The sequence below is a fragment of the Thermodesulfatator autotrophicus genome (genome assembly GCF_001642325.1).
Classification (GTDB): domain Bacteria; phylum Desulfobacterota; class Thermodesulfobacteria; order Thermodesulfobacteriales; family Thermodesulfatatoraceae; genus Thermodesulfatator; species Thermodesulfatator autotrophicus.
This window is the reverse complement of the sequence record NZ_LSFI01000026.1, coordinates 1-13,759: the sequence shown is the minus strand read 5'-3', so window position 1 is coordinate 13,759 and position 13,759 is coordinate 1. Positions and strand designations below refer to the sequence as shown.

The 13,759-nt window shown below is 42.3% G+C and carries 14 protein-coding genes and 2 pseudogenes; 6 read left to right on the top strand and 10 right to left on the bottom strand.

Annotated features, from left to right (window positions below; genetic code table 11):
* Nucleotides 1-4: 4 nt before the first annotated feature.
* Complete coding sequence (locus TH606_RS06215; protein WP_013907031.1) at nt 5-244, top strand: dissimilatory sulfite reductase D family protein; 240 nt, start codon at nt 5-7, stop codon at nt 242-244.
* A gap of 450 nt (nt 245-694) precedes the next feature.
* On the opposite strand, the gene TH606_RS06210 is transcribed toward TH606_RS06215, so the two are convergent.
* From TH606_RS06210 to TH606_RS06180, 7 genes are all read right to left on the bottom strand, one after another.
* Nucleotides 695-2,014 carry a class II fructose-bisphosphate aldolase gene (locus TH606_RS06210; RefSeq protein ID WP_068542065.1) on the bottom strand — a complete coding sequence of 440 codons (1,320 nt, stop codon included), beginning with the start codon at nt 2,012-2,014 and terminating at the stop codon, nt 695-697.
* On the bottom strand, nt 2,015-2,782 hold the full coding sequence (locus tag TH606_RS06205; RefSeq protein ID WP_068542063.1) for a tRNA (adenine-N1)-methyltransferase: 768 nt from the start codon (nt 2,780-2,782) through the stop codon (nt 2,015-2,017).
* Nucleotides 2,772-4,184 (bottom strand): aminopeptidase, encoded by a 1,413-nt coding sequence (locus tag TH606_RS06200; RefSeq protein WP_068542061.1) that lies wholly within the window; start codon nt 4,182-4,184, stop codon nt 2,772-2,774. Before TH606_RS06200 ends, TH606_RS06205 begins: the two co-directional genes overlap by 11 nt.
* Before the next feature lies 1 nt (nt 4,185).
* Nucleotides 4,186-4,452 (bottom strand): DUF2283 domain-containing protein, encoded by a 267-nt coding sequence (locus TH606_RS06195; protein ID WP_068542059.1) that lies wholly within the window; start codon nt 4,450-4,452, stop codon nt 4,186-4,188.
* A gap of 180 nt (nt 4,453-4,632) precedes the next feature.
* Nucleotides 4,633-5,484 carry an SDH family Clp fold serine proteinase gene (locus TH606_RS06190; RefSeq protein WP_068542057.1) on the bottom strand — a complete coding sequence of 284 codons (852 nt, stop codon included), beginning with the start codon at nt 5,482-5,484 and terminating at the stop codon, nt 4,633-4,635.
* Between the two features lie 9 nt (nt 5,485-5,493).
* Nucleotides 5,494-6,234, bottom strand: coding sequence for a rhomboid family intramembrane serine protease (locus tag TH606_RS06185; protein WP_068542056.1), 741 nt, complete (start codon nt 6,232-6,234; stop codon nt 5,494-5,496).
* Nucleotides 6,231-7,286, bottom strand: a complete 1,056-nt coding sequence (locus tag TH606_RS06180; RefSeq protein ID WP_068542055.1) for a hypothetical protein — start codon at nt 7,284-7,286, stop codon at nt 6,231-6,233. Before TH606_RS06180 ends, TH606_RS06185 begins: the two co-directional genes overlap by 4 nt.
* 75 nt (nt 7,287-7,361) lie before the next feature.
* Here TH606_RS06180 and TH606_RS06175 point away from each other — a divergent pair, with 75 nt between their 5' ends.
* Complete coding sequence (locus TH606_RS06175; RefSeq protein WP_068542054.1) at nt 7,362-7,847, top strand: phosphate-starvation-inducible PsiE family protein; 486 nt, start codon at nt 7,362-7,364, stop codon at nt 7,845-7,847.
* Nucleotides 7,847-9,394, top strand: coding sequence for a glutamine-hydrolyzing GMP synthase (gene guaA, locus TH606_RS06170; protein ID WP_068542053.1), 1,548 nt, complete (start codon nt 7,847-7,849; stop codon nt 9,392-9,394). Before TH606_RS06175 ends, guaA begins: the two co-directional genes overlap by 1 nt.
* A gap of 28 nt (nt 9,395-9,422) precedes the next feature.
* Here the strand turns inward: guaA and rbr are convergent, their stop codons facing one another.
* Nucleotides 9,423-9,995 (bottom strand): rubrerythrin, encoded by a 573-nt coding sequence (gene rbr, locus TH606_RS06165; protein ID WP_068542052.1) that lies wholly within the window; start codon nt 9,993-9,995, stop codon nt 9,423-9,425.
* Nucleotides 9,996-10,078: 83 nt separating this feature from the next.
* Nucleotides 10,079-11,083, bottom strand: a complete 1,005-nt coding sequence (locus TH606_RS06160; RefSeq protein WP_068542051.1) for an NAD(P)H-dependent glycerol-3-phosphate dehydrogenase — start codon at nt 11,081-11,083, stop codon at nt 10,079-10,081.
* A gap of 313 nt (nt 11,084-11,396) precedes the next feature.
* Here TH606_RS06160 and TH606_RS12150 point away from each other — a divergent pair.
* From TH606_RS12150 to TH606_RS06145, 3 genes and pseudogenes are all read left to right on the top strand, one after another.
* Nucleotides 11,397-12,180 (top strand): annotated as a pseudogene (locus TH606_RS12150) (transposase).
* A gap of 226 nt (nt 12,181-12,406) precedes the next feature.
* The gene (locus TH606_RS06150) at nt 12,407-13,057 is read left to right on the top strand and encodes a helix-turn-helix transcriptional regulator (protein ID WP_068542049.1); all 651 of its coding nucleotides are present in this window, start codon (nt 12,407-12,409) and stop codon (nt 13,055-13,057) included.
* Entirely contained in the window at nt 12,943-13,347 is a 405-nt protein-coding gene (locus TH606_RS06145) for a helix-turn-helix transcriptional regulator (RefSeq protein ID WP_197460518.1), read from the top strand. Before TH606_RS06150 ends, TH606_RS06145 begins: the two co-directional genes overlap by 115 nt.
* 232 nt (nt 13,348-13,579) lie before the next feature.
* Here TH606_RS06145 and TH606_RS11870 read toward each other — a convergent pair.
* Nucleotides 13,580-13,759, bottom strand: a pseudogene (locus TH606_RS11870) (IS256 family transposase); the annotation flags it as partial.

The following is a 13,759-nucleotide window of genomic DNA, read 5'->3' as shown; positions in this document are numbered from 1 at the left end:
TTTTATGGATATAGAAGAGGTCAAACAAAAGATTCTTGAATTTATGGAAAAGAAAGCCAAAAGTAAGTCTAAGATTTATCTAAAAGATATGCAGAGGGCTATACCTGATGCCAAGCCCATGCTTATTAAAAAAGCAGCTAACCAGTTAGTGCAGGAAGGTAAGCTTGAGTACTTCTCCACTGGTTCTACGGTAATGTACAGCCTGCCCGGACAGGATCTCGAAAAAGGAATGACTCAGGAATAAAAAAAGGGGCCGGGTAAAACCGGCCCTTTTTTTAGGTTAAATTTATTTCCTTTCAGGATCTTTTATAAAATATCCTGAAGTGATTTTTTATCTATTACTTAGATTATTTTCTTGTCCAAATGAAATAGAAAACGTTGTAGTGTTATCATTAAGTAAAATTCTATCTTAGACTGCTTCGCTTGTCCTGGGCGAAGCGAAGGATCTCTCGCAGTGACTGGCCCATTTTGTCACTTGCGAGGCCTGGTTTGAGCCGAAGCAATCTCAACTCTACAATGTCAGAGACTGCTTTGCTTCGTTCGCAGTTACAAAAATATGTCATTGCAAATCACCATCCTAGTCATTGCTAGCCAAGAAGTGGCGAAGTAATCTTTGCCGCGAGGCGATACAATCGCCGTAGCGATCTCAACTTTAACTCAGAATTTTGTAAGGGTCTCAACGAATATAACAAAGTTATAATAATTTTTTTATAAGTTTGGGTTGAACTTTTTCATTTACTATCTTTTCAGTATCTACTACCTTTAGTTTTTCAAATAAAAAGTTAAATTTTTCAGCCAAAGAAGCCATTATTTCTTCTTTTATTTCGGGTGCTAAGTCCCACCACTCTTTTTTAAAAGGGCCGAAGCCTTTTTTGCGCACTTTATAGATAAATTGGGCCTCGGTCATGCCTTCTTTCCATTCATTTTTAAAGTTTTCTTTTAAGAAGCTATAAATTTTTTGACGGAAATCTTCTGGTAACGCCGGGTGGTCATAGATCAGGTTTTGAAAACCTGTAGCTAGGTGTATTTCACAGCACCCGACTTCAGGAAAGAGATGAAACATTTCATCGGGAAGAGTAGAGGCTCCGTGTTGAACTGCTCCTGCCAGGCCAAATTCCTTACGGGCTATCTCTGAAAGTGTTTTAAGAGTGTCAAAGTCTACTGCTACTTTGGCCACTGAGCCATCAGGTAACACTACGCCTCCGTGGGCCGTACCAGTTTGCACGCTGATTTTTGAAATACCGGGTTTTCTCTTTAAGTGGGCCAGATATTCTTCCATAAACGCCCTTAATTCTTCAGGGGTGCTATTTTCGCCGCCTATTTCTCCTATTTCTCCGCCTATGGTTACAGTAACGCCTTCTGGCTCGTGTTCGCGAATATAATCTGTCATCTCAGCGGTAAGTAAGGAATTGTAGTGCTGTTGTTCCCGAAGAGAGTCTTTTTCTAAAATCACCAGCGTAGAGGCGTCAATGTCTATCTGATAAAACTCTGCCTCCAGAGCCTCGTTAATAAGCTTTATGATATTTTGTTTTTCCTTTTCAGGTGCAGCCAAAAAGGCCTTACGGTTGAATTGAAAGTGGTCTCCCTGAATGAAGACAGGGCCTTTATAACCTTCTCGGGCAGCCGCAGCCGTTACTACACTTGCATATTCTAAGGGACGCTGTTTGGTATAGCCCATTTCTGAACGGGCGATTTCAAAAATCACTGCTCCCACATTACGCGAGATAGCTACCCTAAAAACCGTGCGGGCGAAGTCATAAGTAAGCCCGCGTATGTTTATAGCTGGCACGGTAAAGCCTAAAAATTCCCTGGCCATTTCCTTATAAAGGCCAAAAATAGAGGCAGGGATGGCCCCAAGCGCCTTGGCTACTTCTTTTACCAGAGTAAGACGCCTGTTTTTAAGCTCCTGGTCTTCGGTAAAGACAGCCTCATAAACCAGGTGATCAAGAGAGGCCCGGGCCTTTTCAGTGTCAGCTATTTTTATACCTTCCTGGGTTATTTCAAAGCCATTCATTTAAGCCTCCTTTATTTTACGGCTGAATAGAAGATAAGCGGTATGGGCTACCATTCTGTCCTCAGGCCTCAGCCTTTCAGGATTAGTTTTATAAAATCTCAGCATAATTTCTAGTACTTCGGTGTTTACAAAAGGGAGTTCTTCCAATGCTTTTAAAGTTTCACTAACTTGGTTGGCAGTGGGCAAAAGCACTCCTAAAGGACAGCCTGGTTTTAAGGCCTGCCAGGCGGCTTTAAGTAAGTCCCAGGGAGTTTTAAGGTCAAGAAATACCGCGTCAACTTCTTCTTTTTCGTCAAAGCTTCCCTGGGCCTCTCCTTTGAATATTACCCTTTCGGCCAAGCCAAAGCGGGTTAGGTTTTCTAAGGCTACTTCCTGGAAGCGTTTTTCTTTCTCATAACTTATCACCCGGCCATCCTTTCCTACCGCGTGGGCAAAGGCAATAAGGAGGCTTCCTGAGCCAGTGCCACACTCAAGTATGGTCTTGCCCGGTCCGGCGTCAAGGCGCAGTAGTATGTAACCGATATCTTTGGGATAAATTATCTGGGTTACCCTTTTTAGCTTCATTAAGTAGTCATAAACCGTAGGCTTTAAGGCGTAAGCCTTGGTGCCCTTGGCTCCTAAAATAGTTGAGCCGTAAGGCTTTCCAATTAATTCTTCCAGGTTAAAGCTGTCGCGATGGGTCTGAAATTTTTTGGCTGTGGCTTCTATTAAATAAGTGCGCCCTTCTTCCGTGCAGAAAAGTATCAGGTCTCCAGGATTAACTTTCATCTTCACCTGCCTCGTAAAAGGCTTTGTAGGCACGAAATGTCATATACAAATCGCCCTTGTGAATTATTTCAAAGGGAGAATGCATGGAAAGAAGGGGAGGCCCGCAGTCTATAATGTCCATTCCGTGATAGGCAAGATATTTGGCCACTGTGCCGCCGCCGCCTTCGTCCACCTTGCCAAAAGAGGCTGCCTGCCACACCACCCGTGCCTTATTAAGCACTCGTCTAAACCAGCCTACATATTCAGCGTGGGCATCATTGGCGGCGTATTTGCCGCCGTGGCCGGTGTATTTGGTCACCACCACACCGTGGCCAATCTTGGCGTCGTTTTGTTTTTCGTGAACTTCTATATAGAAGGGGTCAATACCTGCTGTTACATCTGCCGAGATAGCCTTGGTCTTAAAAAGGGTTTCAAGCACTATATCTGCTCCAGGAGATAGCCCCTGAAGCTTCAAAAGGTCGTAATAAATTTTTTCCAGAAGTCGGCTTTTGGCCCCGGTGTTTCCGTCTGAGCCAATCTCTTCTTTATCAAGAAAAAGAGCTACCGAAGTGTAAAGCGGGGCTTCAAGATTCAGAATAGCCGCCAGGGAAGCAAAGGCAGAGCTTCGGTCATCGTGGCCGTAAGCTCCAATAAAAGCTCGGTCAAGCCCCACGTCTCGTGCTTCTCCTGCTGGCACTACTTCAAGCTCAGCGCTTATAAAGTCTTCTTCCACCAGGCCGTAGCGCTCGTTTAAAAGCTTTAGCACCCCCAGTTTAACCCGTTCTTTTTCGTCAGAGTCAGGAAGGGGAAGGCCTCCAAAGAGGACATTTAGCTTTTCTCCCGGTATAGCCTCAGAGAGCTTTTTGTCTCCCTGGGCTTTGCGAGCCAGGTGAGGTAGAAGGTCACAGATGGTAAAAACCGGGTCATTTGGGTCTTCACCTATTTTAATTTGAACTTTTTCACCATCAGCCTTAATTACTACACCGTGAAGGGCAAGTGGCATAGCTACCCAGTGGTATTTTTTTATGCCACCGTAGTAGTGGGTCTTAAGGAAGGCCATTTCAAATTCTTCCAGAAGAGGGTGGAGCTTAAGATCAAGCCTCGGGCAATCAATGTGGCTGGCAATAAGGCGTACTCCTTCGGTAACAGGTTTTCGCCCTGCTACCACGGCCACTACCACTTTATCACGAAAGACATGGTACCACCTGGTGCTGCTCGCCGGGCTAAAGCCCCTTTTTTCAAGAAGTTTTACGATTTCAGCAGCACACTCCCTTTCGGTTTTGGCGGCGTTCAAAAAATCTTTGTAGTCTGCCGAAATAGTTTCTATGGCTTTTTTTTCGTCGTCTTCAAGCTTGTCCCACACGTGGGGGGAATTATAAGCCAGTTTTTCTTTTAACTCTTTAAGCTCGGTTTTCTCAGCCATACTACCCTCCCGCAACTTCAGTGTTAATAGCCGATTTTTCTCTATGTTGAGAACATACTTGGTCTAAGTCGTCATTATTGATAATAAGAGTATAACTTAATATAGTTTTTAAATTAATTTTTTTTGAGGCATCTATTCCTACTATTTTCCCTTCTTTCGTTGTGTCAATATTTACACCTTCTTCAATTTCTATGGTTCCATCTGGTTTCATTTTATCACTTAACTTTATATAAATAGCATCTGCTTCTCTATCATAATAAATTTTCATTTCTTTTTCTCCTTTTTAGCGGATAATTAGTTATTACTGAAAAATTTTCGTTTTTAATTATGTTTTCAATATCAGTTAAAGGAATATTATAAAGTTTTGCTCTTCGTTTTGCGTGTCTAGAAAATACAATTTTTTTCATTTTAACTTTTTAAGTTTGGTTTTTTCAGCCATACTACCCTCCTAAGCTAAACTTTGTCCGTTACCACGAGGTGGAGTGCGACGGGGTGAAGGGGTAAACTCTACCGAAGGTTGCTGGCGCATAGGTTGTGGAAAGAGGCTCATGAGTTCGTAAATCTCTTCAGGCATTTGGTTGCTCACAGGTAGCCCCAGAGCCTTGGCTTCGTCATAAGTTATGGGATAATCGTGGGTCCAGCGCCCTTGAGAAAGGAGTTTGGCAAGTTCCTTTACTTTATCTTCAGAGAAACGGCCATTTAGAAGTTCTTCCAGGTTATATTCCATTTGATTTAAGGCCTTTTCCGCTACGTCGGCAAGAATTAGGGTTTCGTCATCTATTTTGTCAAGAGGTTTGGTCTGGCGAACTTTTACCAGAGAAGCTGCTGGAAACTGGCCAACCTGGGGGTCAACTGGCCCAAGGACAGCGTGTTCACCCATGACGATTTCGTCGGCAGCAAGGGCTATCAAGGTGCCACCACTCATGGCGTAATGGGGCACAAAGGCCGTAGTTTTAGCCTTATGTCGCTTTAAGGCCTTGGCAATTTGCAAAGAGGCCAGCACCAGGCCGCCCGGGGTATGAAGTATTATGTCAATAGGGACATCAGGGTCTGTCATATGGATGGCGCGTATGACCTGTTCGGAGTCGTTGATATCTATAAAACGCATAATGGGAAATCCCAGAAGACTCATAGTTTCCTGACGATGCACCAGAAGAATTACCCGTGATTTACGTTTTTGTTCTAACTTTCTAATCATCCTTTGGCGGGCAGCCTCAAGAAATTTCTGCCGTAAAATAGGCTGCATCATCATAATAATGAAAATGAGCCAAAAGATATCAAAGCCAGATACACCAGACATAAACTTCTCCTAACGATTAAATTTTTCTCCCAAATTATAAGAAACACCCCAGGGGCGGACTTCATCCCGAAAACATTTTTTCCCTACACAAAATAGACGATGTAAAAAGAGACCTACTAGAAACCCCCCTATATGAGCCCACCAGGCTACCCCTCCTACAATTTTCCCGTGAAGTATAGAAAGCGTCCCTGAAAAGAGCTGCAACAAATACCACCAGCCGATATAAAGTACTGCTGGTATTTCAAAGAAAAAAGGAAAAAAGAAGATGGGCACCATTACAATAACTCTTGCCAAGGGAAAAAGCCCATAATAAGCGCCGAGTACTCCTGAAATAGCTCCTGAGGCACCAATCATGGGAATAGTAGAATCAGGATGAAGCCATACGTGGATCAAGGTTGCAGCTACTCCACATAACAAATAAAAAATGAGAAAGCGTTTGTGCCCCATGCGGTCTTCTACATTGTCGCCAAATATCCAGAGCGTCCACATGTTTCCTAAAAGATGAATCCAGCCCCCATGCAAAAACATGGCGGTAAAAAGAGAGATTACATTTTGAAAAGCTTTTCCGGCTTCCCCAAAACCAAACTGAGTTATGCGGGCGGGTACCACCCCGAAGTTAATCACCAGAGCTTCTCGAACAGAGACGGGCAAATTAACCATGAGAATGAATATCAGAGTATTCAGTATGATAAGACTAACCGTAACCACTGGAAAGGTTTTTCTAGGGACTATGTCTTGTATAGGGATCATCCCAGGGCTCCTATAGCTTCTCCTCTTACATTTTTACGAAAAGTTTCACTTCTGGAAACTAGTTCCTCAAAATTTTCTTGGCTTGTTTGGCCAAACTCAGCTATGTTGGACCAGTTATTAAGTGTTTCAGGGAGAGTTTTACAGGGTTTGAATTCTTTTTGGGTAGCTTCTTTCAGTAGGGCTTCTCGCCCCCCTTTGGCAAAAATTACTCCCAAACAGGCATGAAAAGCTGCCTGTGGTGCCAGGGCATAAAATTCAGCGGCACGCAGAGCGTAACGGTTACCATTGAAAGAAACGGTGCCTCCCCCTCCTTCCTTTACTAGTTCAAAGGCCTGGACGTCGGTTATGCTGTCGCCAATGTAGAGAGTTTCTTCTAGAGACAATCCAGTAAAAGAAAGGCTGCTTTTTACAGCCTTAGCTTTTTCTGACCCTCCAATTGGGTTTACTTTGTTTAGGAAATAGCCAGCGTTAGTTTCAGGGATAATTTCCCAGAAAATTTCTTCAAGTTTTAGAACAACTTTTTGGCTTTCAGCTGGGAGGTCGCTTAAGCTTTTGGCATCATCAGGGATTTCAATCATGGGTAATGTAGCTATTTCCTGGGCGATCTTTTGTAAGAGTTTTTTTTCCTCTGGAAGCAATTTTATTTTTTCCATATCCACTTCAGTGCAAAAGACATTTTCCATGGGGAAAGAGGAAATTTCACAAAGAGCTTCAAGATAAGGCCGGTAGCTTGTGCTTATTATAAATGTAGGCCAGGTTTTTTGGGCAAAACGTAGAAACGAGATAGCCTCAGGAAGGACTTTAAGGGTCTTTTTAGAAAATTCGCGCATAATTTTATTGGTCACATCATGGGCTTTTAAAAAGGGCAAAATTAGTTTAAGGGTGTCACCAGCTTTATATCCGGGGCGCTTTTCTACATCAGCCAAGAAGTCGTCATATTTTGAAATAAGAGCAAAAAACTTGTTCCCATTAGGAATAAAGGTCTCACATAGTTCAAAAGCGTTATCATTTAAAGTAAGGGGGCCTTCACAGTCTAAATTTAGCTGTGGCATATTTACCTCCTTTTGCTCTTTTCTAATAAATTTTTCTAGGATAATCTACCCATAAAAAGAGATAGGGGGAGGGGAATGAAGAAACCCAGAAGACCATGGCTTGATATTTTTTTCCAAGAACAATTTTTAAGAGTGGAAAGGTTTCTTTATATTTTAGTAGCTGTTTTGATTTTGATGGCTTCAGCGGTGGTTATTTATGACGGAGCAAAGGCCCTATATAATCTTATAGTTGATTCTCACGATTTCACTCATGGCCTTCTTAAAGTAATGGATCGCTTTCTCTTAGCTCTTATGTTTCTTGAAATTTTACACACCGTTCAGATTATTTTTGGTGAGGAGCATCATCTGGCCTGTGTGGAACCTTTTATAATGGTGGCCATTATTGCTTCAGTAAGGCGTCTTTTAATACTTTCTTTTGAAATTTCTCATGCCGGGCAGGTTCCTATTGAGAGACTTAAAATGTTTTTAATAGAAATGTTTATTATAGGTGTTTTGATTATTTGTTTAGTAGGGGCGGTGATTTTCTTACGTCGTTCTAGAGAAAGAAGGAGGCAAGATTAATGGAACATGGAGACCGCATTTTAGTATTGGATTTTGGCTCGCAAACCACTCAGCTTATTGCCCGCCGGGTAAGGGAGCTTCATGTCTATAGTGAAATAAAGCCCTGCACGGCTTCTCTTGAAGAAATCAAAGCTTTTTCTCCCAAGGGGATAATCCTTTCAGGAGGACCGGCAAGTGTTTATGATGAAGACGCTCCCACTGTACCTAAAGAGGTATTTTCTCTGGGAGTGCCAGTGCTTGGTATTTGTTATGGCATGCAACTTATGACTCATCTTTTAGGGGGAAGGGTTGAGGCCAGTAATAAAAGAGAATTTGGTCCGGCAGAGTTAAAAATCATTGACAATAGCGACCTTTTTTATGGTTTGGCCCTGGATAGAACTTATCGGGTGTGGATGAGCCATGGAGACCGGGTAGAAAAGCTTCCGCAAGGCTTTGGGGCCATTGCTGAAAGTGAAAATTCTCCCTACGCCGCCATTAAAAATTCCGAAAAAAGTCTGTACGGGGTTCAATTTCATCCAGAGGTAGCTCATACTGAAATCGGCCAGGAAGTCCTGGCTAACTTTGTTTTAAGGATCTGCGGTTGTAAGCCCACCTGGACTATGAAATCCTTTATTGAAAAGGTAGTGGAAGAGGTTCGTCAAAAAGTTGGCCCTGATGAAAAGGTTATCTGTGCTTTATCTGGGGGTATTGATTCTACAGTTACGGCTGTTTTAGTTCACCGGGCTATAGGTGACAGGCTTATCTGTATATTTGTTAATAACGGTCTTTTGCGCAAAGGTGAGGTAGAAAGTGTTTTAAACCTCATGGGCTCTCTTGGTCTTAACCTTCACTATGTTGATGCCTCAGAACGCTTTCTTGAACGCTTAAAAGGCGTTACTGACCCGGAAAAGAAGAGGCAAATCATTGGTCATACCTTTATTGAAATTTTTGAAGAAGAAGCCAAAAAAGTAGGCCAAGTAACATATCTGGCTCAGGGAACTTTATATCCGGATGTAATAGAAAGTGTTTCTTTCAAGGGTCCTTCGGCTACCATTAAAACTCACCATAATGTTGGAGCTCTTCCTGAGCGCATGAAATTAAAGCTTATAGAGCCGCTTCGGGAGCTCTTTAAAGATGAAGTGCGAGAAATCGCCCGCGAACTCGGCCTTCCAGAAGACATTATTTATCGTCAACCCTTTCCAGGGCCAGGGCTTGCCATTCGTATTCTGGGGGAAGTTACTAAAGAACGCCTGGAAATACTTCGAGAGGCAGACGCCATTGTACTTGAAGAGATTAAAAAAAGCGGGTGGTATCGTAAGGTTTGGCAAAGCTTTGCCGTGCTTTTGCCTATACGCACGGTAGGGGTTATGGGGGATTACCGCACTTATGAGCATGTTATTGCTATAAGATGTGTGGATAGCGTTGACGCCATGACCGCTGACTGGACACGGCTGCCTTATGACCTTTTAGCTCGTCTTTCTAACCGCATTATCAACGAAGTGCGAGGGGTTAATAGAGTGGTTTATGATATTTCTTCAAAACCACCAGCTACTATTGAGTGGGAATAAAATGAAGGGGGCTTAAGCCCCCTTATTTCTACCAAGGTTCTACATAAAGTTCAAAGTAAGCCCGAGCGTGGGCACAGGCCGGGCATTCTTCAGGGGCTTCAAGTCCTTCATGAATATAACCGCAGTTTCGGCAGCGCCATTTTACTTCCAGTTCGCGTTTAAAAACGCGACCTTCTTCTATTAAGCGGGCAAAGGCTTCATAGCGACGTTCGTGATATTTTTCGGCCACGGCAATACGTTCAAAAATACCCGCTATTTCAGGAAAGCCTTCCTGGCGAGCAATTTCAGCAAACTCTGGGTACATCTCCTTCCATTCGTAATTTTCTCCGGCGGCAGCGTGCTTTAAGTTTTCTAAAGTGGTGCCAATTTTGCCGGCAGGAAAAGAGGCACATATTTCAAGTTCACCACCTTCTAAAAGCTTAAAAAGCCTCTTGGCATGCTCCTTTTCGTGGTTGGCTGTTTCCTCAAAAATGTGAGCAATTTGAACAAAACCTTCTTTTTTGGCTACTGAGGCAAAGTAAGTGTAACGATTGCGCGCTTGAGATTCTCCGGCAAAGGCCTTTAATAGATTTTTCTCTGTCTTGGTTCCTTTAATTTTCATTCCATCCTCCTTAATATATCTTTTTAGTAGAGTTATACTTTAGAACAAAGTTTTGTCAATAATAATTCTAAGTTCTTTGATAATTAAAAATCAAATTCCTGCTTTAATTTCCTGGATAGCAGGGTAGAAACCATATCATAGGGATTTTCCTTTTTATAAAGGACTTGGTACACTGCTTCGCAAATGGGAGTTTCCACGTTAACTTTCTGGGCAAGTTTTCGGACAGAAGCGGTGGTGCGAACACCTTCTGCCACTTGTGTGAGGCCGGCTAAAATATCTTTTAGCTTTTCTCCTCGGCCCAGTCGTAAGCCCACGGTACGGTTACGGGAAAGGGAGCCGGTGCAGGTTAAAACCAGGTCTCCCATACCGGCAAGCCCTGAAAAGGTAAGAGGGTTAGCGCCAAGCTTAACTCCTAAACGGGAAATTTCAGCCAGCCCCCGAGTAATTAGAGCTGCCCGAGCGTTCAGGCCTAGTTCCAGGCCGTCAGAAATTCCTACCGCAATGGCAATAACGTTTTTAAGGGCTCCGGCTAGCTCTACTCCCATAACATCCAGGCTTCGGTAAGTGCGAAAATATTGGCTGGCAAAGGTTTTTTGGACGAAAGAGGTGATTTCTTCTTCATACCCAGCGATGGTTACCGCTGTGGGAAGTCTTCTGGCCACTTCTTCAGCAAAGCTAGGCCCAGAAAGGACTGTATAAAAAGAATGCCACTCGGGAAATAGAACATCTTTTATTACCTGGCTCATGGTGGCAAGAGTTTCTTCTTCAATGCCTTTTATGGTGGATACCAGGGGAACAGGTTTTTCTGGAAGATAATCCCGTAAGCTTTTTAAAGTTTTACGCAAGGCATGAGAAGGTACAGCTAGTACTATCAGCTCTGATTTTCTTAAAACATTTGGTTCAACAGTAGCTTTAAGGTTGTTAGGTAGTTTAATTCTGGGAAGATAAAATGGGTTTTCATGACGTTTATTGATGCTTTCACAGACCTCTTTACGTCTGGCCAGAAGATAAACATCTTTACCCTTTTCAGCCAAAAGCTTACCAAGGGCAGTGCCCCAACTACCTGCGCCTATAATGACCACTTTCATAAAGTTAATTTAAAACTTAAATTCGCCAGAAATAAACCTCAAAAAAAGACTTTTCCTAAATTCCTGTAGCGCACAGCGAACTTCACGATTTAATATGTCCTTCATTTTATTACTTTCTGTTACCACCAGGATCCTTTTCCATTCTTTTTCTGTTTCCAGGTATTATTGGTTATTATCCAGACGCGTTTATTTTTACTTAAGACTTCATGAACTAAGCCATTTTCTTTCAATATTTTGAAGAGACCTTTGCAAAATTCCATGAAAAACCATAATTCCCATGATAAACTTAATCAAAAACTAAAGGAGTCTGGTAATGTTCCATAATAACTCTCCTCAACTAACCATTGGCGAACATCTTGTCTACCAAAATCTACCTGAAGATTTTCTCTCTCGCATTAATAAACTTATCGACTGGGCTCCTTTTGAAAAAATCTTTGGCCAACTTCACCCCGCCAAGGTTGGCCGTAAAGCCTATTTCTCGCTTTAGAAAAGACCTCAAATCCATGAACCTCTATAGGGCTTGCTTTGATGAGCTTAAACGTCAGCTGGCCCAGAAAGGTTTTGAGCTTAAAACTGGCAAAATCGTAGATGCTCGCCTGGTCAAAGCTGCTAGAAAACCCGGTAAAGGCGACAACGATGCTTCAGGCAAAAAGACCATTTATGGCCTATAAGGATCATATTTCTGTTGAGCCCAAAAAATAATTTTGTAACGGAGTTTGTGTGTACTGCGGCCAATGTACATGATTCACAGGTAATGGAGGAGGTGCTTGAAGGCGATGAGAAGGCCATTTTTGCGGATAAGGCCTATGACACCAGGAGCTTCGTCGGAGGTGCCCAGGGAGAATAAATTTTGTGGAATTTTCTACAAAAGACAGAAGGGGAGAGCTCTTTCGAAAAAACCAGAAAAAGCGCAACAAAATATTTTCGCGGCTCAGGAACAAAGTATAAATGGTGTTTGGATATTCAGTTTACATCTTAGTCGAGCCAGAGCTAGATACGTAGGACTTTTTGCCAACGAGATTCATTTGTTTTTGACATGTTTTACCTACAATTTGCTTAATCTTTCGTGGCATTTTAAGAAGAAATGGGCTTTTTAGGGGGAAGGCAGGCGAATTATGCCCAGAATAAGAAAATATATGAAAGAAACAGCAATAAAAGTAAAAAGAGGCGAGATATAATATAAGATAAGTTTTGGTGATGGCTACAGAAATTTTTATTTTTGGTTAATATTTGTATCATACAGGTAGAAAGATTTTTTGATTTACGAAATTTTGCAAAGTTCTCAAAAGAATTTAGTTTCCAAAAACTTAAAAAAATTAAACGATGGGTAACAAATTTGATCGTCTGCTTTATATCTTAAATCTTCTTGATCAAAGACAAAAGGTACGTGTCTCCCATCTTGCTGAAGAACTGGGAGTTTCCGAAAGAACCATATATCGCTATCTGCGTTCCTTACAAAATGCCGGCTTTCCTATCTTCTTCGATCAAGAGAAAAGTAGCTATTCTTTTCCAGAAAACTTCAGTCTTCGAAGGGTTTTTCTTGAAATAGAAGAAGTCCTTATTTTTGCCCTGGCCAAAGAGCTCCTTACGCCAAGTTTAGGGGAAGAGGCGGCTAAAGTTTTAAATCAGATTGAAAAAAAGACTATTTCTCAAAACAGGCTGTCTGTAAACTTTGAAGGTATTTTGGCCATCCAAACCCATTCTGTGAGTCCTTACATCCTGAATCTTCTGCGTGATATTTCTATCGCTATCAAAGAACATCAAATTGTTGAAATAGAGTATGAAAAAGAACCTGGCAAAAGGAAAGAGCTCCGGCCAATAGAACCATATTTCGTTTTTTTACTGGAGACTTTTGGTACGTGCAGGCCTGGTGCCGTAAGAAAAACGACTTGCGCACCTTTGCTTTGGATAAGATCCGTTCATGGAAGCTTACCGAGCAATATTTTCTGCCCAATAGAAATGTCTCTTCAGTGAAAGAAGTACAGGAAACTTTTGGTCCTTATATAGGCGACGAAATAGAAGAAGTGGTAATACATTTTGCTCCAGAGGTTAGACAATATTTCCTTCGCAAAAAGTGGATCAAGGATCAGGAATACCGAGATTTAGATAACGCTTGGCTTGAAGTGCGTTTCAAAGTGCGCGGCATAGAAGGTTTTAAACATTGGCTCTACCGCTGGCTACCATATTTTAAGATCGTCTCCCCAGAATGGCTACGAGAAGAGGTTAGGAAAGAACTAAGCCAAGCACTACGGATAGTGTCCTAAATCTTTTGTGTGTCACGATTATCAGAATTTAGAATGCCAAAATCTGGCATGACATGCCCCTGTCAGTCATTTGTCTTAATCTTCCTCTCAAAAGATATTCATCTTCTTTGACAACCGAATAAGTCAAGAAAATTATCAAGTAAACACTTGAACCAATAATTAAAAGGAGGGGCCCTATGCGAAAAAGAAGGAGAAGGATTTTAGATCTTCAAGTCTCTTCCATAGTGTTTCGTCAACTGTGTCCGCAGGATAAGAGGCCTTCCTCCGCAAGCTCCTCAAAGCCTCTTAGCTTCCGTGAACGGTATCTCTCCTCCAGGCTTCTGAGTACCAAATAGACCACCTTGTAAAGCGCCCCAAGCTCACAAAAAACCTCTATTACCTTGGCCCTACGCTTGACCTCCTTGATCAGCCT

Excerpts from the sequence above, each read along its gene's own strand:
- TH606_RS06195 (WP_068542059.1), bottom strand. The coding sequence starts at position 4,452 with ATGAAAATTTATTATGATAGAGAAGCAGATGCTATTTATATAAAGTTA.
- TH606_RS06175 (WP_068542054.1), top strand. The coding sequence starts at position 7,362 with ATGAAGAAACCCAGAAGACCATGGCTTGATATTTTTTTCCAAGAACAA.
- TH606_RS06180 (WP_068542055.1), bottom strand. The coding sequence starts at position 7,286 with ATGCCACAGCTAAATTTAGACTGTGAAGGCCCCCTTACTTTAAATGAT.
- TH606_RS06185 (WP_068542056.1), bottom strand. The coding sequence starts at position 6,234 with ATGATCCCTATACAAGACATAGTCCCTAGAAAAACCTTTCCAGTGGTT.
- TH606_RS06205 (WP_068542063.1), bottom strand. The coding sequence starts at position 2,782 with ATGAAAGTTAATCCTGGAGACCTGATACTTTTCTGCACGGAAGAAGGG.
- TH606_RS06190 (WP_068542057.1), bottom strand. The coding sequence starts at position 5,484 with ATGTCTGGTGTATCTGGCTTTGATATCTTTTGGCTCATTTTCATTATT.
- rbr (WP_068542052.1), bottom strand. The coding sequence starts at position 9,995 with ATGAAAATTAAAGGAACCAAGACAGAGAAAAATCTATTAAAGGCCTTT.
- TH606_RS06150 (WP_068542049.1), top strand. The coding sequence starts at position 12,407 with ATGGGTAACAAATTTGATCGTCTGCTTTATATCTTAAATCTTCTTGAT.
- TH606_RS06200 (WP_068542061.1), bottom strand. The coding sequence starts at position 4,184 with ATGGCTGAGAAAACCGAGCTTAAAGAGTTAAAAGAAAAACTGGCTTAT.
- guaA (WP_068542053.1), top strand. The coding sequence starts at position 7,847 with ATGGAACATGGAGACCGCATTTTAGTATTGGATTTTGGCTCGCAAACC.
- TH606_RS06210 (WP_068542065.1), bottom strand. The coding sequence starts at position 2,014 with ATGAATGGCTTTGAAATAACCCAGGAAGGTATAAAAATAGCTGACACT.
- TH606_RS06160 (WP_068542051.1), bottom strand. The coding sequence starts at position 11,083 with ATGAAAGTGGTCATTATAGGCGCAGGTAGTTGGGGCACTGCCCTTGGT.
- TH606_RS06215 (WP_013907031.1), top strand. The coding sequence starts at position 5 with ATGGATATAGAAGAGGTCAAACAAAAGATTCTTGAATTTATGGAAAAG.